Below are 24,190 nucleotides of genomic sequence, written 5' to 3'. Positions count from 1 at the left end.
CCTCCATGTTCGACACCGTGCTCGTCGCCAACCGCGGCGAGATCGCGCTGCGGGTGATCCGCACCTTGCGACGGCTGGGCGTGCGCTCGGTCGCCGTGCACAGCGACGCGGACGCGGACGCCCCGCACGTCCGGGCCGCCGACTTGGCGGTCCGGCTCGGGCCCGCCGACCGGAGCGACAGCTCGGCCGCCGAGACCTACCTGCGCACCGACCTGATCCTCGACGCCGCCCGCCGTACCGGCGCGCAGGCCGTCCACCCCGGCTACGGGTTCCTCGCCGAGAACCCCGCGTTCGCCGAGGCCTGCACGCAGGCCGGGCTGGTCTTCATCGGCCCGCCGCCGGCTGCGGTGGAGCTGATGGGCGACAAGATCAACGCCAAAGAGGCCGTTCGGGCCGCCGGGGTGCCAGTCGTCCCCGGCAGCGAGGACGGCGCGCCCAGCGACGAGCAGCTGATCGAGGCGGCGGCCCGGATCGGCTACCCGGTGCTGCTCAAGCCTTCGGCCGGCGGCGGTGGCAAGGGCATGCGCCTGGTCCGCGACCCGGCCGAGCTGCCCGCCGAGCTCGCCGCCGCCCGCCGGGTGGCCCGCACCGCGTTCGGCGACGACACCCTGCTGCTGGAGCGCTGGGTGGACCAGCCGCGCCACATCGAGGTGCAGGTCCTGGCCGACACCCACGGCCGGACCGTGCACCTCGGCGAGCGCGAGTGCAGTCTTCAGCGCCGCCATCAGAAACTCATCGAAGAGGCTCCTTCCGTCCTGTTGAACGCCCCGACCCGGGCCGCGATGGGTGCGGCCGCGGTGCGTGCCGCCGAAGCCTGTGGTTACACCGGCGCCGGCACGGTCGAGTTCATCGTTCCCGGCGGGGACCCCGCAGGGCCCGGCACGGACGACGTCCTCGACTTCTTCTTCATGGAGATGAACACCCGCCTCCAGGTGGAACACCCCGTCACAGAACTGGCCGTCTCGGTCAACGGCCCCGATGGCCCGCAGCGGCTCGACCTGGTCGAATGGCAGCTGCGCATCGCTGCGGGCGAGAATCTGTCCTTCACACAGTCCGACATCTCCTTCCTGGGCCACGCGATCGAGGCCCGCATCTGTGCCGAGGACCCGGAACGGGACTTCCTGCCCACCGGCGGTGAGGTCCTGCTGCTGGACGAGCCCTCGGGCGAGGGCATCCGGGTGGACTCCGGAATCGCACCCGGCGACCGGATCGGCAGCTTGTACGACCCGATGCTCGCCAAGGTGATCGCGTACGGGCCCGACCGTCCCACCGCGATCCGTCGGCTGCGGGCCGCACTTGCCGAGACCCGCATCCTGGGCGTCACCACCAACACCGGCTACCTGCGCCGGCTGCTGGCTCAGCCCGAGGTGGCGGCAGGTCGGCTCGACACCGGCCTGGTGGAACGCAGCGCCCAGCAGGACCCCTCCCAGCTGAGCTCTCCGTACACCCGACCCGAAACGATCGACCTGCTCTACTTCGCCGCCGCACTGGTGCGACAGCTCGAACTCGGTCACGCCGACGCCTCCGACGGCTGGACCGATCCCTTCTCCCTCCCTTCGGGGTGGCGACTTGGCGGCGAGGCCGCATGGACCACGCACCGACTCCGGCTTGCCGGCCACGAACCGGTTGCCGTGCGTTGCCGAATGACTACCAGTGGTGAATTCGAGAGCGCTATCGGTTTTTCCGCCGCAACCACTCCCGAGTGGGAGATCCGGCTCGACGAGGGACCGACCCGGAAGGCTCGAGCGACCCGGGACGGAAGCCTGCTCCGCCTTGCGGTTGACGGCCTGCAGGCCACTTTCACAGTCGCCGAGGAACGCACCGCGGGTGGCATCACGCACTGGCTCGGCGCCGACGGAGACGCCTGGCCCGTTCACCCGTTCGATGCAATCGCCGAGCGCGCCGCCGCCGGCACCGCCCACCACGGCACCCTCACCGCTCCGATGCCCGGCACCGTCACCGTGGTGAAGGTCGAGGCCGGCGAGCGGGTCCGCCGCGGACAGGCATTGCTGGTGCTGGAGGCCATGAAAATGGAACACGTCATCTCCGCGCCGCATGACGGCACCGTCGAGGACCTGCGGGTCACCGCCGGTGCGACCGTCGCGATGGACGAGCCCTTGGTGGCGGTCGCCCCCGACGACGAGGAAGCCGCCGCCATCGGGATCGGGGCGGCAGCCGGAGGCAGCACCGGAATGGACGCCAACGCCGGAGCGGAACCCGGCCCCACCGCGAAACTGCAGGAGGCTGCAGGATGACCACCGCTCCCGACCGGGCCACCCCCGAGCCGACCGTGCTGGAACTCGGCCTGCCGGATCCTGTGCGCGACCCCGATCTGCCCGCCCGAGTACGGATCCACGAGGTCGGTGCGCGCGACGGGCTGCAGAACGAGAGCAGCCTCGTCCACGTCGAGGTCAAGGCGGAGTTCATCGCCCGGCTCGCCGCCGCCGGACTGCGCACTGTCGAAGCCACCAGCTTCGTCCACCCCAAATGGGTGCCGCAGCTGGCCGATGCCGAGGAGCTGATGCCGCGGCTGGCCGATCTGTCCGCGAGGCATCCGGGCCTGCGCCTGCCCGTCCTGGTGCCCAACGAGCGCGGGCTGGATCGGGCGCTGGCCCACCACGTCGGCGAGGTCGCGGTGTTCGCCAGCGCCACCGAGACGTTCGCCCGACGCAACCTCAACCGCTCTGCGGACGAGGCGATGGCCATGTTCCGGCCCGTGGTCGAACGTGCCACGGCGGCGGGCGTCCCAGTGCGTGGCTACCTGTCGATGTGCTTCGGCGACCCGTGGGAGGGGCCCGTCCCGATCCCCCAGGTGGTCCGGCACGGCCTGACGCTGCTGGAGATGGGCTGCGCCGAGCTGAGCCTCGGCGACACCATCGGCGTCGCGACGCCCGGCCAGGTCAAGGCACTGATCGACGAGTTCACTCGTTCCGGCGTACCGATCGGCCAGGTCGCGGTGCACTTCCACGACACCTATGGGCAGGCACTGGCCAACACGCTGGCCGCGCTCCGCTCCGGCGTGACGGTGGTGGACGCCTCCGCCGGTGGCCTCGGCGGCTGCCCGTACGCCAAGAGCGCGACCGGCAACCTGGCGACCGAGGACCTGGTCTGGATGCTGCACGGCCTGGGCATCGAGACCGGCGTCGACCTGGCGGCGCTCGCCGACACCAGCGGCTGGATGGCGCGTCAACTCGGCCGCCCCAGCCCCTCGCGGACCGTCCGCGCCCTGCTCGGGCCCACGGCCTGACATCCGATTCCACAACCCCCACCCGGCCCACCAGGCCTCGATCCCGGGAGGATCACCCGTGCTCGACCACCGGCTGAGCAGTGACTACGAAGAACTTCGCCGCACCGTCGCGGAGTTCGCCAACGACGTGGTTGCGCCGAAGATCGGCGAATACTACGAGCAGAATGAATTCCCGTACGAAATTATTCGGGAAATGGGGCGAATGGGCCTGTTCGGGCTGCCCTTCCCCGAGGAGTACGGCGGCATGGGCGGTGACTACTTCGCGCTCTGCCTGGCCCTGGAGGAACTGGCCCGGGTCGATTCCTCGGTGGCGATCACCTTGGAAGCGGCGGTCTCGCTCGGCGCCATGCCGATTCACCTCTTTGGCACCGAAGAGCAGAAGCGCGAGTGGCTGCCGAAGTTGACGTCCGGCCAGATGCTCGGCGCATTCGGCCTGACCGAGCCCGAGGGCGGCACTGACGCCGGTGCTACGCGCACCACCGCGCGCTACGACGCGGCCACCGACGAGTGGGTGATCAACGGCAGCAAGTGCTTCATCACCAACTCCGGAACCGATATCACCGGGCTGGTGACCGTCACCGCACTGACCGAACCGATCGCACATTCGAGTGATGAGGGCGTAAATAACTCGCCCACGAGGGAAATCTCCTCCATTATCGTCCCCACTGGAACTCCCGGGTTCCAGGTGTCGAAGAAGTACTCGAAGGTCGGGTGGAACGCCTCCGACACCCGCGAACTGTCCTTCACCGACTGCCGAGTTCCTGCGGCCAACCTGCTCGGTCGCCAGGGCCGCGGTTACGCCCAGTTCCTTCGCATCCTCGACGAGGGCCGCATCGCCATCGCGGCCCTGGCCACCGGCCTGGCCCAGGGGTGCGTCGACCAGTCACTGTCCTACGCCAGTACCCGCCGCGCCTTCGGCCGGCCGATCGGCGCCAACCAGGTCATCCAGTTCAAGCTCGCCGACATGGAGATGCGCGCGCACACCTCCCGCCTGGCCTGGCGGGACGCCGCCTCCCGGCTGCTGCACTCCGAGCCCTTCAAGAAGGAGGCAGCCATTGCCAAGCTGTACGCCTCCGAGGCTGCGGTCGACAACGCTCGCGAGGCGACCCAGATCCACGGTGGCTACGGCTTCATGAACGAGTACCCGGTCGCCAGGTTCTGGCGCGACTGCAAGATCCTTGAGATCGGCGAGGGCACCTCGGAGGTCCAGCGCATGCTGATCGCGCGCGAGCTCGGCGTGAACTCCTGAACCCCGTACTGAAACAACCCTGTTGACGGCCCAACACCTGCAGGAGCGTCCGGACCCGCCGCGTCCTGGTCCACCCGCAGGTCGGTCCGCCGGCCAAGGTTGAAACGGCGGCAGAGCCGACGTCCTGGCGTCGGTGTCGATCTGGTCGAAGCGCTCCAACGCCAGTTGGAAAGCGGTCGGCTGGATCCGCACCGCGCCGGAGAACGGCCCGCTCATCACCGCCACCATGCTCACCCCGAACGCCACGGAGGCTCCCACGAAACACATCAGCATCAGATTGCGCGTGTTGGCCATCAGGCCGATCACCGGCGGCGTGGCCAGGACCAACACCGCGCCCACCAGAAGGCAGCCGATCGCCACCACCGGCACGGACGCACGAATATCACCCAGTCGCGCGTTCCGCATGGCGTTGACCTCGGACAGGCTGCGCAGCACATCGGTCCACGCGCTCGTTGCCGCCGCGGTCTGCACCGTGGCGTGATCGACTGCGGCCCGCACCTCGTCGACCGCCTGCCAGGCGACCTGGCTTTGCCGGTGTCGTGCTGCATCGCCTTCCACTCGTCGTCGATCACCACCCTGGTGTAGTTCCGTAGCCCGTCCCGCACCAGCGCCCGGTCAGCGGCCGGCAGAACGCCGGCGTTCCAGTAGGCCTCGCGAGAGCCCGCGACTCCTCGTAGGTGTGCTGGCGGGCCGAGTTGAGCTGGTGTCAGGTGCCGGCGATGCTGAAGCCCAGGAAGAGCGCGAAGAAGCCGAGGATCGCCGCCCCGGCGAAGGACAGCGCCTGCGGTGTCGTGGACCCCTCCCGCGCCCGCCTGGTCTGCCCCGACAGCAGGCCGATCACCAGCGCGAGCGCCGCACCCGACACGGCGGCAATCGCGACGATCAGCATCGCCACCGTCCGTTCCCGCCACCCTGGCCCCCTGCACCGCGCCGATCCGGCCGCCGTGGACGGTCGCAGACGGCCGGACGGCAAGCGCGGCCGTCTGCTGTGCACCGTTCCTTGACTCGACAACAGTTGCGCCATCGACAACCCCGGACATCACCAGATCGGTCACGGTCCCGCCACCGGCCGGTCGGATCATCTCTCCGTGCGCGCTCACCGTCGCCACCACCCCCGCGCGGAGAACGCTGCCGCCAACACACACAGCACAGGAAGGAGGATCGCCAACGGCAGCATCATCACCTCGGTGTCCCACGGGTTGCCCTCCCCCCCCTGAGGCGTCCAGTCCTCGTTCCCGGGCTCGGCCTGCATCTGCCCGCCAGGCGATTTGCCCGCCGGCCGACGCTTTCGATCCGGGGCTCGCGCCCGTAAGCGCACCCTGGTTCGGCCCGGAGGCTGTCCCCTCACTCCGTCCGGCAGTCGCGCCCGAGACCGGACCGAGTGCCGCCCCACCACTCGCCAAGCCCTCGCCCCGGGTTGGCCGCACCGACCCCAACCCGGCTTCCGCCAAGGCCAGTTGCGGCGCCGACAGTACCCGGCACCGCAAAGGGCGAGGCCGGAAGCGCGAAGGCCGTCCCACCGGGCAGCAGTGCTGGTGCTGTCCCGGGCAGGAACGGCGACAGCACCTGGCCCGCAGGGGCCGCTGCTGCGGGCTGGCCCGGGGTCGCGAGGGGTTGCTGACCGGGCGCAGCCGCAGCAGCAGCCCCTGCACCCAGAACGGGCACAGGAAGTAGCCCCGCCGGAGCCGCCGCCACTCCAGCAGCCGCGCCGACGCCTCCGGCACCGGGAACGGCAGCGCAAGGAACGGCAGCGCCAGGAACGCCGGCCGAGCCCGCAGCGGCTCCTGCCCCTGCCCCCGTACCGGTGGCAGTGCCGACGCCTGCTCCCGTACCAGTGGCCGTTCCCGGTCCCAGTGCCAGTGCCCGTACCTGTGGTCACGCCGGCGCCTGGGACTGTTGCTCCGCCAGGTGTGGTGGGTGCCGGTTCCGCGGCCGACGGGGTGGCACTGAGCCCGTCGTACGCTCCGGCCGCGTCGGCGGAGACCTGGCGTGGTGCTTGGAGCTTGCCGTCCGGTCCGACGGTCGCGTCGTCCGCCAGACCCTGGGCGTGCGCCGTGCCTGTCTGGTGGCCCAGGAGGGCGGTTCCGGAGGCCTGACAGTCGACGCCCCCCGGGGGCGAGGGTGCGGCCGCCGTCGGGGCCCGAACAGCTCACTGCTCCCATGCCGGGCAGCCCTCGACCACGGAGATGTCGGTGATCGGAACATCGCCGAACGTCTCCAGGCGGTACCGGAGGTCAACGGTCCCGCCGACCGTGGTCAGCGCTCTCGGCGAGGCATGGCGGGTACCCATGGTCGGCACCCCTCCAGCACGGTCGGCGCCGCCTCCGGCACGGACCGGTGGGACAGGCCGGTGCCGCTGGGCACTCCCACCCGGGTGAGAACAAGACCGGCGGTGATGCCCAGGTAGCCGGCGGTTGCATCGGCGTGGGCCTGCGGCAGTCGGCCGGGGGCCTCGGCGACGGCCTCGGCAGTGGCGGTGACCTGAACGATCTGGGATCCGCCGGTGGCCGTGAACGAGGCGGTGCAGTCGAGGCTGCCGCCCGGCGGGATGCTTCGGCCGGCATCGCATTGGGCTTGGCCACCCGGCAGTTGGGAGTCGCTCAGCACGAGGTCGGCGAGCTGGTACTCGGCGTGGTTGGTGAGGCGGTAGGTCCGGGTGGCCATCTCAGGCGCGGAGCCGCACGCCGAGGTCGGTACTGGTGTTGGTGCTGATGCTGAGCATCAGGGTGTCACGCGACCTCCCCGCCTCAGGTGGTGCCGGGGCCCGAGGTCCAGGCCCCGAGGACGGCCGGCACCAGGAGGGCAGCTCCGATTACCGGGGACATGTGACGGCGAGTCGTGGCTGTGGCCGCGCCACTCCACAGCCAGTAAGAAGATATGACGACTGGTCGCCTGCGAATGGTTCACCACACCCCGGCCCGATAACCGATGTGACGCACACCCCGACGCCGGAACGATCCATTCGGCTGTATCCGGCTGCCGGGCGCCCCCGCGCCGCGAGCCTTCCCGAACCCCAGGTGGCCGGTTCCTCCCACCCGCATCCGGCCATGATCCGACAGCGGCGCCGACAGGTGCGGGGCGAAAGATCAGAGGGCGCGGCCAAGATGCGACGGGCCCGGGCGGGCGGCCGCGCGGGCAGGGCAGGGCAGGGCGGAAACGGAGCAAGTCGGGTCGGTCAGGGGATGACGATGACCGGGCGGTTCGCGCGGCGGGCGAGGCGGCCGGAGACCGAGCCGAAGATCTTCCCGAGCAGCCCGTGGGTACTGCCGACCACGATGGCATCCGCGGCGTACTCGCGGCCGACCTCCTCGATCTCGTGGCAGATGTCCCCACCCCGTTCAACCAGGATCCAGGGGACGCCGGAGAGGAAGTCGGCGCAGGCGAGTTCGAGGCCGAGGATCTCGGTGCGCTGGTCGGGGAGGTCCACGAAGACCGGCGGTTCGCAGCCGGCCCAGACGGTGGCGGGAAGACGGTTGGCGACGTGGACGATCACCAGGCCGCACTGGGAGCGGCGGGCCATGCCGACGGCGTAGGCCAGGGCGCGTTCGCTGGAGAGCGAGCCGTCGAAGCCGACCACCACGCCGTGTTGGAACTGCGGGTCGCAGGCACGGGAGCCGTGTTCCTGGAGCTGCGGTTCGCCTTCACCATCACGGCGGCCGACGGTCGGACGGGAACTGTCGGTCATCGCGTCCTCCGCAGTACCGGATCGTGGGGCGGCGGCGGGATCAGCCGCCGAGCCGGGAGTGGCAGGGGTCGGGTGCCTTGGCTCGTCGGGCCCCGGCCGGTCCGGACGCCGTCGGCGGGCGGGGCGTCCGAACACGCCCGCACGCCCCCGTGAAGCCGCCCAACTCGTCCAGCCAGAAGGGACGGAGGGGCCAGCGGCGCCCGTCCGGTCAGAACGCTCGGGCACGTCCTCGGCGATGCTGCGCCCATCGGCCTCACTTCGCCCGCGTACGTCGGTGCCACCGCGGCCGCGTCCATCGGCCGCACCGCGACCGCGCACGTCGGTGCCACCGCGCCCGCGCCCATCGGCCGCACCGCGACCGCGCACGTCGGTGCCACCGCGGCCGCGCCCATCGGCCGCACCGCGACCGCGCACGTCGGTACCACCGCGCCCAGCGGCGTCAGCGTCGCCGGCTCGGCGGCTGCCTTCGTCAACGGTGGCGTCGGTGTTGGGGCGGCGCGCCGGGTCGGCTCCCGGCGGGGTGCCGAGGAGCTCGGCAGCGGACCTGTCGTCCCGCGAACTGCCGTGGGCAGAACGGGAAGGCTCTCGACCAGCCATGGCTCAAAACTCTTCAACCGGGATGGGCCTGCACAGGGGGACACGGCGGCGGACCGCCCTGGCCCGGGGGGAGGCACGACCGCGGTGGCGGACCGTTCGGAAACGACTACCACCGTTGGCGACCTGTGCCTTTCAGAGTACGGCGCGGATTGGGCCGCACCCAGCGGCGAAGCCCTCGGTACGACCAGGTTCCCGCTTGTGGGGGAATCACACGCCGGCGTGCGCGCCCCTTCTGCGGCGAGTTCCATGGAGCTTGACCGACGAGCCGCCGTACGCGCAACAGGGCAGGCACACAACGTGATCCGACTGTCATCGCCAGAGATCGCGCCTGCCCGTGGACGGTGCAGGTGAATGGTCAACATGGGCCGCGCAAGGCAGTTGGGGGGCGCAGAAGGGGGATTCGGGCGATCATGACCCGAGTTGGGACCGTAGCGGCCGGATTCGGCCAATTCGTGGGAATTCAATTCGCCTTTGGCAATTGCCACCTGCATATGGGGCGCCCGCTGGCAGCATGCTCGACATGCCGCTGCTGCTGCTCGACCTCGACAACACCTTGCTGCCCAGGGATGCCGCGTTCCGGGCCTGGGCGGAGGACTTCCTCGCCGAGAACGGCCTGCCCGCCGGTGACCTCGACTGGTTGGTCATGCTCGACGGCAGTGGTTATGTGCCGCGCAGCACCGTACTGGGCGCGGCAAAGCGCCGCTACGGCATCGATCGCTCGGTCGAGTCGATGCTCGGGCATTATCGCCGCGGTATCAACTCCCATATCAGCTGCCCGGATTCGCATTCGAGTGTGTTACGAGCGGCCCGCGAGGCAGGGTGGACGCTGGGGATCGTCAGCAACGGCGGGACGCTGCCGCAGTTGGAGAAGATCCGACTCACCGGGCTCGCCGCCCTGGTGGACGGCTGGGTCATCTCGGAGGAGGCCCGCTGCGTCAAACCTGATCCGCTGATCTTCGAAATCGCGGCCCGGCGCTGCGGGTTCCGCCCGGCGGGGGACTGGACCGCCCAGACCTGGATGGTCGGTGACTACGGTCCGTCCGACATCGCCGGGGCGGAGGCCACCGGGCTCCGCAGTGTCTGGCTGCACCACGGCCGCCCGTGGGCCGAGCGCGGCTACCGTCCGACCGTCAGCGCACCGGACCTTCCGGAGGCGGTGCGCCTGGTCCTCGGCACGGACGAACGCCCCACCGCCGCACGGAACTTCGCCACCGGGACGCCCGGCCGCAAGCGGCCGCCCCGGACCCGTATCGCCGTCCCGGCCTCCCGACTGGCCCCCTCCCCCGCCCCGAGCGGGCCGACCGCGCCTGCCGCCCAGCCCGCATCGTTCACCCGGGCAGTGCCGCTGACACCTCTTGGCCCGGCCGCCTCCACCGTCACACCATCCGTCCGGCCGTCCATCGCCCAGGAGCGGGCCCAGCCTCAGGCCCAGTCCTCGGTCCAGGGCCACTGGAGCGACACCTCAGCGGCCGCCGGATGAGCTCCTGAGGGATCCCGAACTCCCGTCCACCGAGGTCGAGTTGCCCACCCGACTCGGCCGCGCAGAGACCAGCCGCACGGAAGAGCGGCAGCGCAGAGGCCAGCCACGCAGAAACCGGCCGCACAGAGACCAGCCGCGCGGAGACCAGCCGCGCGGAAGAGCGGCAGCGCACGCGGCTGGCCCCGCTTCTCGCGAGCGGTCAACCCGCCCGCCCGGCAAGCAAGTTGAGCCCGCACAGCACGCAGTCGCGAGAGCGCCCGGCAGGGCAACCCAAGGGCGCAAGCGGCCCTCCCTGCAAGGGGGTTGGATTCGGACGAATGTGCGGCGCACGCCCCGACGGCATGTGGCGCCGGAGGGGTTGGCCGGCCGATGGCGGTGGTGGGGCGGGTGGGGCCCATGGGGCTGGAGTGATGGGAGGGAAATGGGGGGTACGAAGTGACGGAGTGTGAGGTGGGAGGCGGTCGGAGGTGGCCGATTCGGGTTGGGCCGGGGGGCTGACGGGGCGCGGGGATCTTGGCTCAGGTGTGCGCTGTGGCGCGTGGGGAGTAGGTTCACGCCCCCGATTTGAACCGTACGTTTTCGGCCAACTTGCGGGCCCGGCCCGCTGTTCGGGCAAAGCCGCAGCACACAGCGGCCGACAGGTGTGTCGGCGGCGGGTGAATCATGAACAGGTCGTGCGACAACCAGCCACGGTTGTCCGCGCCCCCTTCACAGCGGGGTCGACGGGTGCCACGCTTCGTGATCGAATGCTTCACGCCAAATTGCCATGTCGACATAGCGTCGGATGGTGAACTTGTCACAACAGCAACGGTCCACCAAGTAGATTCGATCTTGGCTCGCAGAGCGGCAGCCGAGACCACCACACCACCGAGGGGGCTGGAGCGCCTTGAGCAGGGTGAGCAGGAGCGACGCGGGTCCTGAAGGCGGCCGCCAGCCGTCGGTCCTTCCCGGTGGCGGAGCGAGACTCGGCAAGTTCGGTGGTACGGCTCCCGGTTCACTCGCTGGTGGTTCGAACGGCCATCAACCCCAGGGCAGCTGTGGTGCGCTGACTTCGAATCAGTACACCTCGGCTCCGGTCCAGCAGCCTGCCGCCCCGCTCGCCGGTCACGGCAGCCTCGCCGCCGGCCCGTCCAATCCCTCGTCCGTGGGGGGCAGTTCGGGATCCGGCTCCGGGTCCGACGCACTCGCCGCCACCGGCCCGGGCGTGCTGGGCGCTCCGCGCAAGCTTGCCGGGCGGCGTCGGCGTGAGACCGTCGCGGTGCTGCTGTTCAGTGGGGCGCCGATCTTCGAGAGTTCGATCCCGCTGTCGGTGTTCGGCGTGGACCGCCAGGACGCCGGAGTCCCCCGCTACCGGCTGTTGGTGTGCGCCGGCGAGGAGGGGCCGCTGACCACCACCGGCGGACTGACCCTCACCGCACCGTACGGGCTGGAGGCGCTGTCCCGGGCCGGCACCATCGTGGTGCCCGCCTGGCGTTCGATCTCGCAGCCTCCGCCGGTCGAGGCCATCGCCGCCCTGCGCAAGGCGCACCACGAGGGGGCCCGGATCATCGGCCTCTGCACCGGCGCCTTCGTCCTGGCAGCCGCGGGGCTGCTCGACGGGCGCCCGGCGACCACCCACTGGATGTACGCGCCGACGCTGGCCAAGCGCTACCCGCGGGTCCACGTCGATCCGCGCGAACTGTTCGTGGACGACGGCGATGTGCTGACCTCCGCCGGCACCGCGGCCGGCATCGACCTCTGTCTGCACGTGGTCCGCAGCGACCACGGCGCGGAGGCCGCCAACGCGCTCGCCCGCAGGCTGGTGGTGCCCAACCGGCGCGGTGGCGGAGGTCAGGCCCAGTACATCGATCAGTCTTTACCTGAGGAGATCGGCAACGACCCGCTGGCCGAGGTGGTCACCTGGGCGTTGGAGAACCTCAACCAGCAGTTCGACGTCGAGGTCCTGGCGGCCCGCGCCTACATGTCGCGGCGCACCTTCGACCGCCGGTTCCGCACGCTCACCGGCAGCGCCCCGCTGCAGTGGCTGATCACCCAGCGGGTGCTGCAGGCGCAGCGGCTGCTGGAGACCTCCGACCTGTCGGTGGACGACGTCGCCCGTCGCTGCGGCTTCCGTTCCCCGGTGGCGCTGCGCGGTCACTTCCGCCGCCAGCTGGGTGTCTCCCCGGCCGCGTACCGGACCACCTTCCGGGCCCGGCGTCCGGCGGCCGGCAGCTCGACGGTGCCCTCGGCGGGTGTTCCGGCCGAGCGCGCGGCGGGTGCGCTGGGCAATGGGCCGGGCGGGGCGGGTCCGGGCGGGCACGGCCAGCACGGCCAGGGTCCGTCCGGGAACCTCGGGATGGCGCACGGTCAGGGCGCGGCCGGGGTGAACGGCCCGGGCGTGGGCGGTTCCGGCCTCGGCGGTCCGGGCCTGGGTGGTCCTGCCGGTGCGGCGGGGCGGCCTCGGCAGCGGCCGCTGGTGCCGCCGCAGGCGGGTCCGCCGGCGGGGGTGCTGGGTTCGCGGCTGAACGAGCGTCCGGGCGACCCGCGGTACGCCGCCCGCCCCGCCGGTGGCGCGGGTACGGCGCAGCTGGGCGGGCAGCCGGGCGTCCCGTACCCGAGTGCCCATCAGGGCCCCCCGCCCGCGCATGCGCACGCGCAGCCGTCGCCCGGCCAACCGGTGCGGCCGAGCGCGGCATACCCGGGAGGTCGCGGCTCGTCCCCGGCCGACCGTTCCGACCGTGCCAATCCGCTCGACGGTGCGGAGCGAAAGGACCGGCCCGTGGAGCATGCGATCGCGGAGGACCCGGACGGCCAGCAGCCGAGCGCCCGCGGTCAGCGGCTGGCACACCGTCCGGAGACCGGGCCGGAGCGCGGGGCGCGCGGGACGGCGGACTTCGGTCCGGACGGCGCGCGTGCGGTGTCGGGGGCGCGCGACCGCGCCGTAGGCTGAGGGGCGTGAATGACCGCTTGGTATGGATCGACTGTGAGATGACCGGCCTCGACCTCGATCGGGACGCCCTGATCGAGGTCGCCGCCCTGGTGACCGACTCCGAGCTGAACGTGCTCGGCGAGGGTGTGGATGTGATCATCCGCCCGCCCGCCGAGGCGCTGGAGAACATGCCCGAGGTGGTGCGGGAGATGCACACCGCCTCGGGCCTGCTCGACGAGCTCGCGGACGGCCTGACCATGGCCGAGGCCCAGGAGCGGGTGCTGGCGTACATCCGCGAGCACGTGCCGGAGGCCGGCAAGACGCCGCTGTGCGGCAACTCGGTGGCCACCGACCGCGGCTTCCTGTCCCGGGACATGCCGGAGCTGGAGGGGCACCTGCACTACCGGATAGTGGACGTCTCCTCGATCAAGGAACTGGCCCGCCGCTGGTACCCCCGCGCCTACTACAACAGCCCGCAGAAGGGCGGCAGCCACCGCGCGCTGGCGGACATCCGCGAGTCGATCGCCGAACTCCGGTACTACCGCGAGGCGGTGTTCGTCCCGCAGCCCGGTCCGGACGGCGACACCGCCCGGGAGATCGCCGCCCGCCACCAGGTGCCCACCACCTGACCAGGGCTCGGGTCCGGGCGCTCCGGGAAACCGTGGCGCAAGCACTGCTCAGCATCCTGTAGAGTTCTTCCTGTCGGAGCGGGAACGCGAAAGCGGGAAAGCGCCGGACAGATGGTGGGCGTAGCTCAGTTGGTAGAGCACCTGGTTGTGGTCCAGGTGGTCGCGGGTTCGAGTCCCGTCGCTCACCCCATCGAAGAAGGGCTCTGGCCAAGGGAATTGGCCAGGGCCCTTCTTGCATGTGCCAACACCGGCCCCCGGCTGGCCCGTACCGATCGTCGGCCGGCCCGCACCGGTCGTCAGCCGGTCCACTGCGGCCGTCGGCCCGCTGGGCCCGAATCCCCACTGGCCCGGCCCGGCCGGACGGACACACACCTGACAGGGCATCAGCGGCGCATCGGCCCGCACGTCGGCCCGATCCACCGTGGACGCCGAAGCTACCTGTCAGTAACATCGGCGCCATGACCACTACTGCGATCGGCCAGCTGCTCACCGACACCGTCCCGATGGTGAAGACCCTGCAGCTGGAGTACCTGGAGACCACCCCGGAGCGGGCCGTGCTGCGGCTGCCCGACCTGCCGGAGTACCGCAACCACGTGGGCGGGCCGCACGCGGGCGCGATGTTCACCCTGGCCGAGTCGGCGAGCGGCGCGATCGTGCTGGCCGCGTTCGGCGACCAGATGGGCCGCGCGGTGCCGCTGCCCACGGTCGGCGAGATCTCCTTCAAGAAGCTCGCCCGCGGTGTGGTGACGGCCACGGCCACGCTGGGCCGCCCGGCCGCCGAGGTGCTCGCCGAGCTGGACGAGGGCAAGCGCCCCGAGTTCCCGATCACCGTGGAGATCACCCGCGAGGACGGCGCCGTCACCGGCGTGCTGGAGATCCTCTGGACGCTGCGCCCCAACTCCTGACCCGCCCCACACACAAAGGCGCGGGCCGCAACGCCCAGCGGCCACCCGCCCCGGCGGTCACCCGCCCCACACACAGAGGCGCGGGCCGCAACGCCCAGCGGCCACCCGCCCCGGCGGTCACCCGCGCGAGCAGTCACCCGCCCCGGCGGTCACCCGCCACCAACCACCCTCCCCAGCAGCCACCCGCCCCGACGGTCAGGCGGATTCGCGGACGATCAACTCGGTCGCCAGCACCACCTGCCGCCGGGCCCGGCCGCGTTCGGCGATCTCGTCCAGCAGCAGCCGGGCCATGGTGCGGCCCATCTCCTCGATCGGCTGGCGCACGCTGGTCATCGGCGGGTCGGTGTGCCGGGCCACGATCGAGTCGTCGAAGCCGATCACCGCGACGTCGTCGGGGATCCGCCGGCCGGCGGCCCGGAGCACCTGCATCGCGCCGGCCGCCATCACGTCGGACGCGCAGAACACACCGTCCAGTTCGGGCCGCCGTTCCAGGAGTTCGCGCATCGCGACCCGGCCGCCCTCCTCGGTGAAGTCGGCCAGGCCGACCAACTCCTCGTCGTAGGGGTGTCCGGACTCCTCCAAGGCCCGGCGGTAGCCGCCGAGGCGGGCCTGGGCGACCTCCATGTCCAGCGGGCCGGTGAGGGTGGCGACCTGGCGGCAGCCGCGGCGCAGCAGGTGCCGGACGGCCATCCGGGCGCCACCGGCGTTGTCGGCGTGGACGTAGCTGAGCGGCTCGAGGTCGCCGCGCCGGCCGGCCAGCACGGACGGGATCTCCAGGCTCTCCAGCAGGGCGGGCAGCGGGTCGTCGCGGTGCACCGAGACGACCAGGACGCCGTCGACCCGCTGGGCCGTCAGGTAGGCCGAGAGGCGTTCGCGCTCGCGCTGGTTGCGGACCAGGATCAGCAGCAACTGCATGTCGGTCTCGGCGAGTTCGGCCGAGACGCCGCTGATGATGTCGGAGAAGTACGGCTCGGAGAACAGCCGGGTCTCGGCCTCGGGGACGACCAGCGCGATGGAGTCGGTGCGCGAGGTGACCAGGGTGCGGGCGGCCCGGTTGGGGACGTAGCCGAGTTCCGCGATGGCGTTCTGGACGGCCTCGCGGGCCTTGGCGCTGACCCGGGGCGAGCCGTTGACGACCCGGGAGACGGTGCCGCGGCCGACGCCGGCCAGTGCGGCCACCTCCTCCAGGGTGGGGCGCGCGGTGGCTCTGCCGCCGGCGCCCGGGTGGAGCGCTTCGGGGCGCTGTGCGGTCGGGCTCATCGCTGCACCTCTCGGTCTCTGTGACGGATGGGACGGACGGGGCGGGCAGCACGGTTCCGGTGGAGTCCGTCCGGCGCCCGCACGGACTGTTCATTGTGGCCGGTCCCGCGCCGTTCACGACCCTCCTGGGCGCACCGCGCTTCGGCTTCCGGGCAGCCCGAAGCCCGGCCCCGCGCCGGGCCGTCGCACCGGAAACGCTCCGGCAACGTTTGCGTCGCCATGTCTTGACACTCACCCCGGCGACCCAGCAACCTTCCGGCATGCCAAGTGTGGGAGCGCTCCCACAGCACTCCCGCACTCTAGTCGGAAATCAGCGCACGAAGAACATCCCAGAACCTCCGAGAACCTCTCCGCTCCACCCCGGAAGACCCGGATCCACCACCCGGACAAAGGAGTTCACCCCCATGCGCACCACCTCCCGCCCCCGCAGAGCCGCCGTCCTCGCCACCGCCGTACTGGCCACCTCCGCCCTGCTGCTCACGGCCTGCTCGTCCGGCTCGGACGGCGGCAGCGGCAGCGGCAGCGGTTCGGGCGACGCCAACGCGAAAATCACCCTGACCGTCGGCGACTTCGGCACCTTCGGCTACAAGGAGGCCGGCCTGTACGACGAGTACATGGCCGCGCACCCGAACGTCACGATCAAGTACGACACCGTCCAGGACGGCCAGAAGTACTGGGACGCGCTGACCACCCACCTGGCGTCCGGCAGCGGTCTGGCCGACATCCAGGCGGTCGAGGTCGGGTACATCGCGCAGGCCGCCAACACGCTGGGCGACAAGTTCGTGGACCTCGGCAAGTCCGAGGGCGTCAACCCGGCCAACTGGCTGGGCTGGAAGGCGAAGCAGGCCACCACCCCGAAGGGCGCGCTGATCGGGCTGGGCACCGACATCGGCCCGATGGCGATCTGCTACCGCACCGACCTGTTCCAGCAGGCCGGTCTGCCCACCGACCGCGCCGAGGTCGGCAAGCTGTGGGCCGGCGACTGGTCGAAGTTCGTCGAGGCGGGCAGGAGCTACCAGTCGAAGGCTCCGGCGGGCACGTTCTTCACCGACTCCGCCTCCGGCCTGTTCAACGCCGCGCTGTCGGCCGAGCCCCTGCAGTACTCGGACGCCGAGGGCAAGCTGGTCTACAAGGCCAGCCCGGGCGTCAAGAAGGCCTGGGACCTGGCGGTCTCCGCCTCGCAGGCGAGGATCAGCGCCGGTCTGCGCCAGTTCCAGGACCCGTGGAACGCCGCGTTCGCGAACGCCAAGTTCGCCACCGTGGTCTGCCCGTCCTGGATGACCGGCATCATCAGCAAGTACTCCGGCGACGCCGGCAAGGGCAAGTGGGACGTCGCGGCCCCGCCGCTCGCCTCAAACTGGGGCGGCGCGTTCCTGACCGTCCCGAAGTCCGGCAAGCACACCAAGGAGGCCGCCGCGCTGGCCGCCTGGCTGACCGCGCCGGAGCAGCAGGCGAAGGTCTTCACCAAGGTCGGCAACCTGCCGTCCACCGTGGGCGGTCTGCAGCAGCCCGCCGTCCAGGGCGCCAGGGCCGAGTACTTCAACAACGCCCCGACCGGCCAGATCTTCGCCACCACCGCGCAGACCGTCACGCCGGCGCCGATCGGCGAGCAGGACGGCAACGTGAAGACGATCATCACCGACAACGGCGTCCTCGACATCGAGGAGCACGGCACCGACCCGGCCAAGGCGTGGAGCAACGTCACCAAGCTGGTCGACGACAAGGTCGGCCACTGACCCGGCCGCTGCCCCGGTCACCGACTGCCCGGCCGGGCTCCGCTCCGCCGCCCCTCGCCACCCCGGGAAGGAAGCCCCACGTGGCCACCAACGCCCCCGCCGCGACCCCACCCGTCCCCCCGGGGCGCCCCGCCTGGCGCTCCCGCCTGTACCGGCTCGACCTGAAGGCCTCGCCATACGCCTTCATCGCCCCGTTCTTCCTCTGCTTCGCCGCCTTCGGCCTGTTCCCGCTGATCTGGACGGGCTGGCTGTCGCTGCACCACGTCGATCTGCTGAAGCCGGACGTGATGGAGTGGAAGGGCCTCGGCAACTACACCCGGCTGTGGTCCAACGACCAGTTCTGGACGGCGCTGCGCAACACCTTCACGATCGGGGTGATCTCCACCGTCCCGCAGTTGCTGATGGCGCTGGGGCTCGCCCACCTGCTGAACCACCGGATGCGGGCCCGCGGCTTCCTCCGGGTCGCGATCCTCGCCCCGTACGCCACTTCGATCGCCGCCGCGACCCTGGTGTTCGTCCAACTGTTCAACCCGGACCACGGGTTCATCAACTGGGCGCTGGACGCGGTCGGCATCCACCACATCAACTGGTACGCCGACACCTGGCCCTCGCAGATCGCCGTCTCCGCCATCGTCACCTGGCGCTGGACGGGCTACAACGCGCTGATCTACCTGGCCGCGATGCAGGCGGTGCCGAAGGACCTGTACGAGGCGGCGAGTCTGGACGGGGCCAATCGCTGGCAGCAGTTCACCCGGATCACCGTCCCGTCGATCCGGCCGACCATCCTGTTCACCGTCATCGTCTCGACCATCGGCGCCACCCAGCTGTTCGGCGAGCCGCTGCTGTTCGGCGGCGGTGTGGGCGTCTCCGGCGGCTCCGCGCACCAGTTCCAGACGCTCGGCCTGTACATGTACGAACTGGGCTGGCCGTCACGGCAGTTGGGACGGGCCTCGGCGGTGGCCTGGACGATGCTGCTGATCCTGCTGGTGATCGGGCTGGTGCAGTTCCTGTTCGCCCGTTACCGCAAGCGCCACGAGCTGGGAGGCTGAGATGGCCGTCACCCTGTCCACCCCTTCGGCCCGCACCACGCGGCCCGCCCGGCAGGAACGTCCGCGAGGTCTGTTCCGGCGCGGCGCCGGCGACCAGGACAAGGCCGGTCCGGTCGCCCACCTGCTGCTGGCCGTCGCCGCGGTGGTCTCGCTGTTCCCGCTGTACTGGACCTTCGTCGCGGCCTCGCACACCGGCGAGCGGGTGGCCCAGTCGCCGCCGCCGATGGTGCCCGGCGGCCGGCTGTGGGCCAACATCTCCACCGCCTGGGAGCAGGCCGACATGGGCACCGCGCTGCTGAACTCCACCGTGGTGGCGGGCTGCGTGGCACTGTCCACGGTGCTGTTCTCCACGCTGGCCGGCTTCGCCTTCGCCAAGTTGCGTTTCCGCGGCCGGAACGCGCTGCTCACCCTGGTGGTCGCCACCATGACCGTTCCGCCGCAGCTCAGTGTGATCCCGCTGTACCGGATCATCACGAAGCTGGACTGGGGCAACCACCTGCAGTCGGTGATCCTGCCCTCGCTGGTAACCGCGTTCGGTGTGTTCTTCATGCGCCAATTCCTGTCCGAGGCACTGCCGTTCGAGCTGATCGAGGCGGCCCGGGTGGACGGGGCGCACAGCCTGCGGATCATCTGGCACGTGGTGTTCCCGGTGGCCCGGCCCGCGATGGCGGTGCTCGGCATGCTGGTGTTCGTCCAGTCCTGGAACGACTTCTTCTGGCCGTTCGTGGTCCTCACCCAGCAGAACCCGACCGTGCAGGTCGCGCTCTCGGCGATCGGCGGAGGCTCCGGGCACGACATCAACCAGGCCGTGATCATGACCGGCGCGCTGGTCGGCGCCCTGCCGCTGCTGCTGATCTTCGCCGTTCTGGGGAAGCACATTGTCGGCGGGATCACGTCCGGCGCCGTCAAGAGCTGATCCTCCGGAAGGCCCGGCACCCCCGCCCTGTCCACCCCTCAGCCATGGGAGCGCTCCCGAATGACCACGACCGATCCGACCACCGCCGCCCACGCCGCCGCAGCGACCGCCGGGGCCCCAGGGGTCGTCTTCCCGCCCGGCTTCGCCTGGGGCGCGGCCACCGCGGCCTACCAGATCGAGGGCGCCGCCGCCGAGGACGGCCGTACCCCGTCCATCTGGGACACCTTCAGCCACACCCCCGGGAAGGTCGCGAACGGCGACACCGGAGACATCGCGGTGGACCACTACCACCGCTTCCGCGAGGACGTCCGGCTGATGGCCGACCTCGGCCTCACCTCGTACCGGTTCTCGCTGTCCTGGCCGCGGATCCAGCCCACCGGCCGCGGCCCCGCCGTGGAACGCGGACTCGACTTCTACCGCGCCCTGGTCGACACCCTGCTGGAGCACGGCATCTCCCCCGTCGCCACCCTCTACCACTGGGACCTCCCGCAGGACCTGGAGGACGCCGGCGGCTGGCCGATCCGCGAGACCGCCCACCGCTTCGCCGAGTACGCGGCACTCGCCGCCCGCGCCCTCGGCGACCGGGTACCGCTCTGGAGCACCCTCAACGAACCCTGGTGCAGCGCCTTCCTCGGCTACGGCTCCGGCGTCCACGCCCCCGGGCGCACCGACCCGGCCGACGCGCTCAAGGCCGCCCACCACCTCAACCTCGGCCACGGCCTGGCCGTCGGCACGCTGCGCGAGCTGCTGCCCGCCTCCGCGCAGATCGCCGTCTCGCACAACCTGCACCTGGTCCGCCCGCTCACCGACAGCGCCGAGGACCGGGAAGCGGCCCGCCGGATCGACGCGGTCGGTAACCGGATCTGGACCGGCCCGCTGTTCGGCGGCGGCTACCCGGCCGACCTGCTCGCCGACACCGCCGCGATCGTCGACTGGGATGAGCTGATCCGGCCCGGCGACCTCGCGGAGATCGGTCGGCCGATCGACCTGCTCGGCCTCAACTACTACACCCCGACCATCGTTTCGGCCCCCCGCAAGGACGCCGAAACCCCGGACCCCGCGCACAACGGCGGCCACGGCGAGAGTGCGCACAGTCCCTGGCCCGGCGCCGAGGACGTGGTCTTCCACCTCGCCAACGAGGACGTCACCGCGATGGGCTGGCCGATCGACGCCACCGGCCTGTCCGAGTCGCTGATCGGCATGCACCGCGACTTCGGCCTGCCCCTGATGGTCACCGAGAACGGCGCCGCCTACGAGGACGTGGTCGGCCCGGACGGCGGGATCGACGACCCGGAGCGGATCCGCTACCTCCACCTGCACCTGGCGGCGGTGGCCGACGCGATCGCCGCCGGGGCGGACGTCCGCGGCTACTACCTCTGGTCGCTGCTGGACAACTTCGAGTGGGCGTACGGCTACAGCAAGCGCTTCGGCATCGTGCACGTCGACTACGGGACCCAGCGACGCACCCCCAAGTCCAGCGCCCGCTGGTACGCGGAGGTGATCCGGCGCGGAGGGCTCGGCTGAACGCGCCTGTTCACCGCCCGATGTGACGGAGTGTGAGCGGCGGGCGTGACCGTGCGGGGTCCCGCTCGTTCTCCCCTGGTGTGCGAACCAATCACGCGAAGCGGCCGCGACGTTCGGACACCCTCCGGCACCGGTGGGGCCGGCCCCGGGCGCTGGCGGCGAGCGGCATGCTCGCCGCCCAGTTACTGGGCCTGGCCCTCGACACCTCCGAGGCCCACGCCACCGGAACCGGCCGGGCCGGCCCCGCCACCCGCGCCCTCACCCCCGGGCCGGCCGCGCCCGCCGCCGAGCACGGACTGCTCGGCGGCACCGCCCCCACGCTGGACGGTGCGGTCGGCGAACTCGGCGCCGTCCTGCACCAGCACCTCGGCACCGGTGAACTCCCACTCCCCGGCCAGCACTCCGACGGCCCCGACGCCTTCGCCATCGCCACCCGCCTGCTCTCCACCGTCCCCCCGCAGGCCCGCCCCGAGGACGACCGCGCCTCCCGCGACCGCCCCGGCCGCCCCGGCGAATCCGCCGCCAAGGCCCCTGCCCCGCACACCCCCGACGACCCCGCCGCCGAGGCCACCCCGCTCCCCACTCGCCGGCACGTCGACAACCTCACCACCGCCACCCCCGACCGACTCCCCCCGCCCCCCGCCACCCCCCAGGACGACGCCGCCCTCAGCCTCACCGCCTCCCCCGCCGACCCCGACGACAGCGACTCCACCACCGCCGTCCTCCTCCCCATCGCCGCCGGCCTCCTCCTCACCGCCGCCGCCACGTACAAGCACCGCGGCCTCCCCGGCGGGCACTGATCGTCTCCCCAACAACCGGTATCGCCGACCAGTGCCGATGGCGACAATGGAGACGCTGCTTCATCGGCGCCGAAGGGAGGTAGGAAGGATCATGAGCGTTGCCCTTTCCGATCACTTCGGGCCGTGGACGGTCGAAGACGTCCTGGCCCTACCCGAGGACACCCGCCATCGCATCGAGTTGGTCGGGGGTGCGCTACTGATGAGCCCCAACCCCGGCGTCCCGCATCAGCGCGCCAGCTCGCGCATGTGGGCGCTCCTGGACGCTGCCATCGCAGCCGCCGGCGCGCCGTTCGAGGTGCTGGAAGCCGTCAACGTCCTCGTCCCGGACGGCCTGCTGATCCCCGACCTGGTCGTCGCCGACGCCGCCGCAGCCGCCGAGGCCGGTGCCGTCCTGCACGCGGACGATGTCGTGGTGGCCGTCGAGATCGCGTCCCCGTCCACCCGGATCATCGACCGCAGGACGAAGCCCGGCCTCTACGCGGCAGCGGGCATCCCGCACTACTGGCGGCTCGACCTCGCCCCCGCTCCGCGCCTCCACCTCGGACAGCTGGAACACGGCGACTACCTAGACCGGACCGTCCAGCCGGGCGAGAGCATCGCGCTCACCGACCCCTTCCGGCTCGATCTCGATCCGGGCTCGCTGCTGCGCTGACCGGTCAGCCGAAGGCCCTCGGGGGTGGGGCCGGGGACTGGACGGCTTCGGTGTCGGGGACGGGGGTGGCGCCGGCGACGAAATCGGTGAGGTCGCGGGCGTGGAGGAGGCGGGCCTGGGCGGGGTCGGCGGCCAGGCGGCGGGTGAGGTCGGTGAGCGGGAGGGGGGTGTGGGCGGCGGCCAGGACGAGGTTGCCGAAGCGCTTGCCGCGCAGGACAGCGGGGTCGGCGATCAGGCAGACCTCGGGGAAGACGGCCAGCAGGGTCGCGGCCTGGGCGCGGGCGAAGGCGAGTTGGCCGCCGTCGGTGATGTTGGCGGTGTAGCGGCCGGTGCCGGTGAGGGCGCGCGCGGCGAGTTGGGCGAATTCGACGGTGGCGCAGTGCGCGGGGACCCGGGCTCCGGCGAAGACGTCGGCGATCACCAGGTCGGTGGAACCCTCGGGGGTGCGGTCCAGGACGGCGCGGGCGTCACCGCCGCGGACCTTGATCTGCCAGGTGCGGTCGAGCGGAAGCTCGGTGCGGACGAGTTCGGTGAGCGCGGTGTCGATCTCGGCGACCTGCTGCCGGGAGCGTGGCCGGGTGGCGGCGGTGTAGCGGGCCAGGGTGAGCGCGCCGCCACCGAGGTGCAGCACGGATATCGGCTGCCTCGCGGGGGCGGCGAGGTCTATCAGGTGGCCGATCCGCCGCTGGTACTCGAAGCCGAGGTGGGTGGGGTCGGCGAGGTCGACCAGCGACTGCGGGGCGCCGTCGAGGACGAGCTGCCAGGCGTGCGGCCGGTCACGGTCGGGGCGCAGTTCGGCGGTGCCGGAGGCGACGGTCGCGGTCAGCGGGCCTTCGGTGTGCGCGCGACCGGGGACGGCGGGGGCGGGGGTGGTACGTGAACGGCCCATGCGGCCATTATCCGATGATCTCCCAAACCCTGATCGCGGAGAGCGGGGCCGGACCACCGGGCCTCACGCCGGAACGGCTCAGAGCGGGCCCAGGCCACCCGCGGTGAGGGTGGTGGCCGCCTCGCAGAGGGCCGAGCGGAGCACCCAGGCGTCGGTGGGGCGGGCGCAGGGCTGGGGGCCGGCGGGCGGGATGATCCAACCCGGATCGGTGGGCGGGAGCAGGTCTGCCCCTGGGGTACAGCTCGAACCGGGCAGATGCCAGCGCAGCGCGGTGCCGGCCGGGACGAGAAAGGCGATCGCGGAGCCGCCGGAGGTCTGCAGAACGGCCCCGCAGGCGCGCCGCAGCCGCAGGATGTCGACCGCTTCCAGCCCGTGCCGGACCTGCACCGTCACCGTGTCGTACTGCGCGACCCTCCCGACCACGCCACCGCCCGAACCACCGCCGGCACAGGCCGACACGGCCGGTACCGCCGATGGGACGGGCAGTACGGCGGAGGCGGGCAGCACGGCCGGGGCAGCCGGGCGGCGGTACTGGGGAACTCCGGTGGCCATGGGGGACCTCCTGTCACCTGGGGTCGCGTGGACGGCCGGATGGTGCTCCGCCACCTGGTCGGGCAGCGGGGGCCGGCACGGGAGGGGGCCCGTACCGCCGGCGTCCATGTAT

General features: G+C 71.8%; 19 protein-coding genes, 1 tRNA gene and 1 pseudogene. 15 read left to right on the top strand and 6 right to left on the bottom strand.

The genetic code is table 11. The features are described 5' to 3' along the window. Positions 1-5: 5 nt before the first annotated feature. The 4 genes from ACFV18_RS16875 to ACFV18_RS16860 all read left to right on the top strand — a co-directional run bounded on the left by ACFV18_RS16875 (position 6) and on the right by ACFV18_RS16860 (position 4,977). A complete protein-coding gene (locus tag ACFV18_RS16875) occupies positions 6-2,255 on the top strand; it encodes an acetyl/propionyl/methylcrotonyl-CoA carboxylase subunit alpha (protein ID WP_380483771.1) in 2,250 nt (749 codons plus the stop codon). Continuing rightward, positions 2,252-3,247, top strand: coding sequence for a hydroxymethylglutaryl-CoA lyase (locus ACFV18_RS16870; protein ID WP_380483769.1), 996 nt, complete (start codon positions 2,252-2,254; stop codon positions 3,245-3,247). Before ACFV18_RS16875 ends, ACFV18_RS16870 begins: the two co-directional genes overlap by 4 nt. A gap of 58 nt (positions 3,248-3,305) precedes the next feature. Then, on the top strand, positions 3,306-4,496 hold the full coding sequence (locus ACFV18_RS16865; protein ID WP_380483767.1) for an acyl-CoA dehydrogenase family protein: 1,191 nt from the start codon (positions 3,306-3,308) through the stop codon (positions 4,494-4,496). A 133-nt stretch (positions 4,497-4,629) separates the two neighbouring features. Next, positions 4,630-4,977 carry a hypothetical protein gene (locus ACFV18_RS16860; protein WP_380483765.1) on the top strand — a complete coding sequence of 116 codons (348 nt, stop codon included), beginning with the start codon at positions 4,630-4,632 and terminating at the stop codon, positions 4,975-4,977. 225 nt (positions 4,978-5,202) lie between these two features. On the opposite strand, the gene ACFV18_RS16855 is transcribed toward ACFV18_RS16860, so the two are convergent. From ACFV18_RS16855 to ACFV18_RS16845, 3 genes are all read right to left on the bottom strand, one after another. Next, positions 5,203-5,391 carry a hypothetical protein gene (locus ACFV18_RS16855; protein ID WP_380483763.1) on the bottom strand — a complete coding sequence of 63 codons (189 nt, stop codon included), beginning with the start codon at positions 5,389-5,391 and terminating at the stop codon, positions 5,203-5,205. 1,361 nt (positions 5,392-6,752) lie between these two features. Further along, entirely contained in the window at positions 6,753-7,160 is a 408-nt protein-coding gene (locus tag ACFV18_RS16850; RefSeq protein ID WP_380483762.1) for a hypothetical protein, read from the bottom strand. Positions 7,161-7,671: 511 nt separating this feature from the next. Further along, a complete protein-coding gene (locus ACFV18_RS16845; RefSeq protein WP_380483760.1) occupies positions 7,672-8,181 on the bottom strand; it encodes a universal stress protein in 510 nt (169 codons plus the stop codon). A gap of 1,108 nt (positions 8,182-9,289) precedes the next feature. Here ACFV18_RS16845 and ACFV18_RS16840 point away from each other — a divergent pair. The 5 genes and pseudogenes from ACFV18_RS16840 to ACFV18_RS16820 all read left to right on the top strand — a co-directional run bounded on the left by ACFV18_RS16840 (position 9,290) and on the right by ACFV18_RS16820 (position 14,700). Beyond that, positions 9,290-10,258: an HAD family hydrolase gene (locus ACFV18_RS16840; protein WP_380483758.1), complete on the top strand. Its 969-nt coding sequence runs from the start codon at positions 9,290-9,292 to the stop codon at positions 10,256-10,258. Between the two features lie 1,204 nt (positions 10,259-11,462). Beyond that, positions 11,463-12,465: pseudogene (locus ACFV18_RS16835) on the top strand (helix-turn-helix domain-containing protein); the annotation flags it as partial. Positions 12,466-13,192: 727 nt separating this feature from the next. Then, on the top strand, positions 13,193-13,795 hold the full coding sequence (orn, locus tag ACFV18_RS16830; RefSeq protein WP_380483757.1) for an oligoribonuclease: 603 nt from the start codon (positions 13,193-13,195) through the stop codon (positions 13,793-13,795). Positions 13,796-13,909: 114 nt separating this feature from the next. Further along, positions 13,910-13,985: transfer RNA gene (locus tag ACFV18_RS16825), tRNA-His, on the top strand. A 268-nt stretch (positions 13,986-14,253) separates the two neighbouring features. Further along, on the top strand, positions 14,254-14,700 hold the full coding sequence (locus ACFV18_RS16820; RefSeq protein ID WP_380483756.1) for a DUF4442 domain-containing protein: 447 nt from the start codon (positions 14,254-14,256) through the stop codon (positions 14,698-14,700). Between the two features lie 195 nt (positions 14,701-14,895). Here ACFV18_RS16820 and ACFV18_RS16815 read toward each other — a convergent pair whose 3' ends face one another. Beyond that, entirely contained in the window at positions 14,896-15,960 is a 1,065-nt protein-coding gene (locus ACFV18_RS16815) for a LacI family DNA-binding transcriptional regulator (RefSeq protein ID WP_380483754.1), read from the bottom strand. A gap of 404 nt (positions 15,961-16,364) precedes the next feature. Here ACFV18_RS16815 and ACFV18_RS16810 point away from each other — a divergent pair, with 404 nt between their 5' ends. From ACFV18_RS16810 to ACFV18_RS16785, 6 genes are all read left to right on the top strand, one after another. Then, positions 16,365-17,696, top strand: coding sequence for an ABC transporter substrate-binding protein (locus tag ACFV18_RS16810; protein WP_380483752.1), 1,332 nt, complete (start codon positions 16,365-16,367; stop codon positions 17,694-17,696). Between the two features lie 80 nt (positions 17,697-17,776). Next, positions 17,777-18,745 (top strand): carbohydrate ABC transporter permease, encoded by a 969-nt coding sequence (locus ACFV18_RS16805; RefSeq protein ID WP_380483751.1) that lies wholly within the window; start codon positions 17,777-17,779, stop codon positions 18,743-18,745. A gap of 1 nt (position 18,746) precedes the next feature. Next, positions 18,747-19,661, top strand: a complete 915-nt coding sequence (locus ACFV18_RS16800; protein WP_380483749.1) for a carbohydrate ABC transporter permease — start codon at positions 18,747-18,749, stop codon at positions 19,659-19,661. A gap of 60 nt (positions 19,662-19,721) precedes the next feature. Further along, complete coding sequence (locus ACFV18_RS16795; RefSeq protein WP_380483747.1) at positions 19,722-21,185, top strand: GH1 family beta-glucosidase; 1,464 nt, start codon at positions 19,722-19,724, stop codon at positions 21,183-21,185. A gap of 80 nt (positions 21,186-21,265) precedes the next feature. Next, a complete protein-coding gene (locus ACFV18_RS16790) occupies positions 21,266-21,985 on the top strand; it encodes a hypothetical protein (protein WP_380483745.1) in 720 nt (239 codons plus the stop codon). Positions 21,986-22,076: 91 nt separating this feature from the next. After that, positions 22,077-22,637, top strand: coding sequence for a Uma2 family endonuclease (locus ACFV18_RS16785; RefSeq protein ID WP_380483743.1), 561 nt, complete (start codon positions 22,077-22,079; stop codon positions 22,635-22,637). Positions 22,638-22,641: 4 nt separating this feature from the next. Here the strand turns inward: ACFV18_RS16785 and ACFV18_RS16780 are convergent, their stop codons facing one another. Together ACFV18_RS16780 and ACFV18_RS16775 are read right to left on the bottom strand one after the other, a co-directional pair. Continuing rightward, positions 22,642-23,526 carry a spermidine synthase gene (locus ACFV18_RS16780; protein ID WP_380483741.1) on the bottom strand — a complete coding sequence of 295 codons (885 nt, stop codon included), beginning with the start codon at positions 23,524-23,526 and terminating at the stop codon, positions 22,642-22,644. 78 nt (positions 23,527-23,604) lie between these two features. Then, positions 23,605-24,078 carry a hypothetical protein gene (locus tag ACFV18_RS16775; RefSeq protein WP_380483739.1) on the bottom strand — a complete coding sequence of 158 codons (474 nt, stop codon included), beginning with the start codon at positions 24,076-24,078 and terminating at the stop codon, positions 23,605-23,607. Positions 24,079-24,190 lie beyond the last annotated feature (112 nt).

The sequence above is a fragment of the Kitasatospora sp. NPDC059673 genome (assembly GCF_042734215.1).
Classification (GTDB): Bacteria; Actinomycetota; Actinomycetes; order Streptomycetales; family Streptomycetaceae; genus Kitasatospora.
This window is presented reverse-complemented; position numbering and strand designations above follow the sequence as displayed.

Bases quoted from the DNA above. Each gene is read 5' to 3' on its own strand.
- ACFV18_RS16875 (WP_380483771.1), top strand. From the start codon at position 6: ATGTTCGACACCGTGCTCGTCGCCAACCGCGGCGAGATCGCGCTGCGG.
- ACFV18_RS16870 (WP_380483769.1), top strand. From the start codon at position 2,252: ATGACCACCGCTCCCGACCGGGCCACCCCCGAGCCGACCGTGCTGGAA.
- ACFV18_RS16850 (WP_380483762.1), bottom strand. From the start codon at position 7,160: ATGGCCACCCGGACCTACCGCCTCACCAACCACGCCGAGTACCAGCTC.
- ACFV18_RS16845 (WP_380483760.1), bottom strand. From the start codon at position 8,181: ATGACCGACAGTTCCCGTCCGACCGTCGGCCGCCGTGATGGTGAAGGC.
- ACFV18_RS16840 (WP_380483758.1), top strand. From the start codon at position 9,290: ATGCTCGACATGCCGCTGCTGCTGCTCGACCTCGACAACACCTTGCTG.
- ACFV18_RS16820 (WP_380483756.1), top strand. From the start codon at position 14,254: ATGACCACTACTGCGATCGGCCAGCTGCTCACCGACACCGTCCCGATG.
- ACFV18_RS16815 (WP_380483754.1), bottom strand. From the start codon at position 15,960: ATGAGCCCGACCGCACAGCGCCCCGAAGCGCTCCACCCGGGCGCCGGC.
- ACFV18_RS16810 (WP_380483752.1), top strand. From the start codon at position 16,365: ATGCGCACCACCTCCCGCCCCCGCAGAGCCGCCGTCCTCGCCACCGCC.
- ACFV18_RS16800 (WP_380483749.1), top strand. From the start codon at position 18,747: ATGGCCGTCACCCTGTCCACCCCTTCGGCCCGCACCACGCGGCCCGCC.
- ACFV18_RS16795 (WP_380483747.1), top strand. From the start codon at position 19,722: ATGACCACGACCGATCCGACCACCGCCGCCCACGCCGCCGCAGCGACC.
- ACFV18_RS16785 (WP_380483743.1), top strand. From the start codon at position 22,077: ATGAGCGTTGCCCTTTCCGATCACTTCGGGCCGTGGACGGTCGAAGAC.
- ACFV18_RS16780 (WP_380483741.1), bottom strand. From the start codon at position 23,526: ATGGGCCGTTCACGTACCACCCCCGCCCCCGCCGTCCCCGGTCGCGCG.
- ACFV18_RS16775 (WP_380483739.1), bottom strand. From the start codon at position 24,078: ATGGCCACCGGAGTTCCCCAGTACCGCCGCCCGGCTGCCCCGGCCGTG.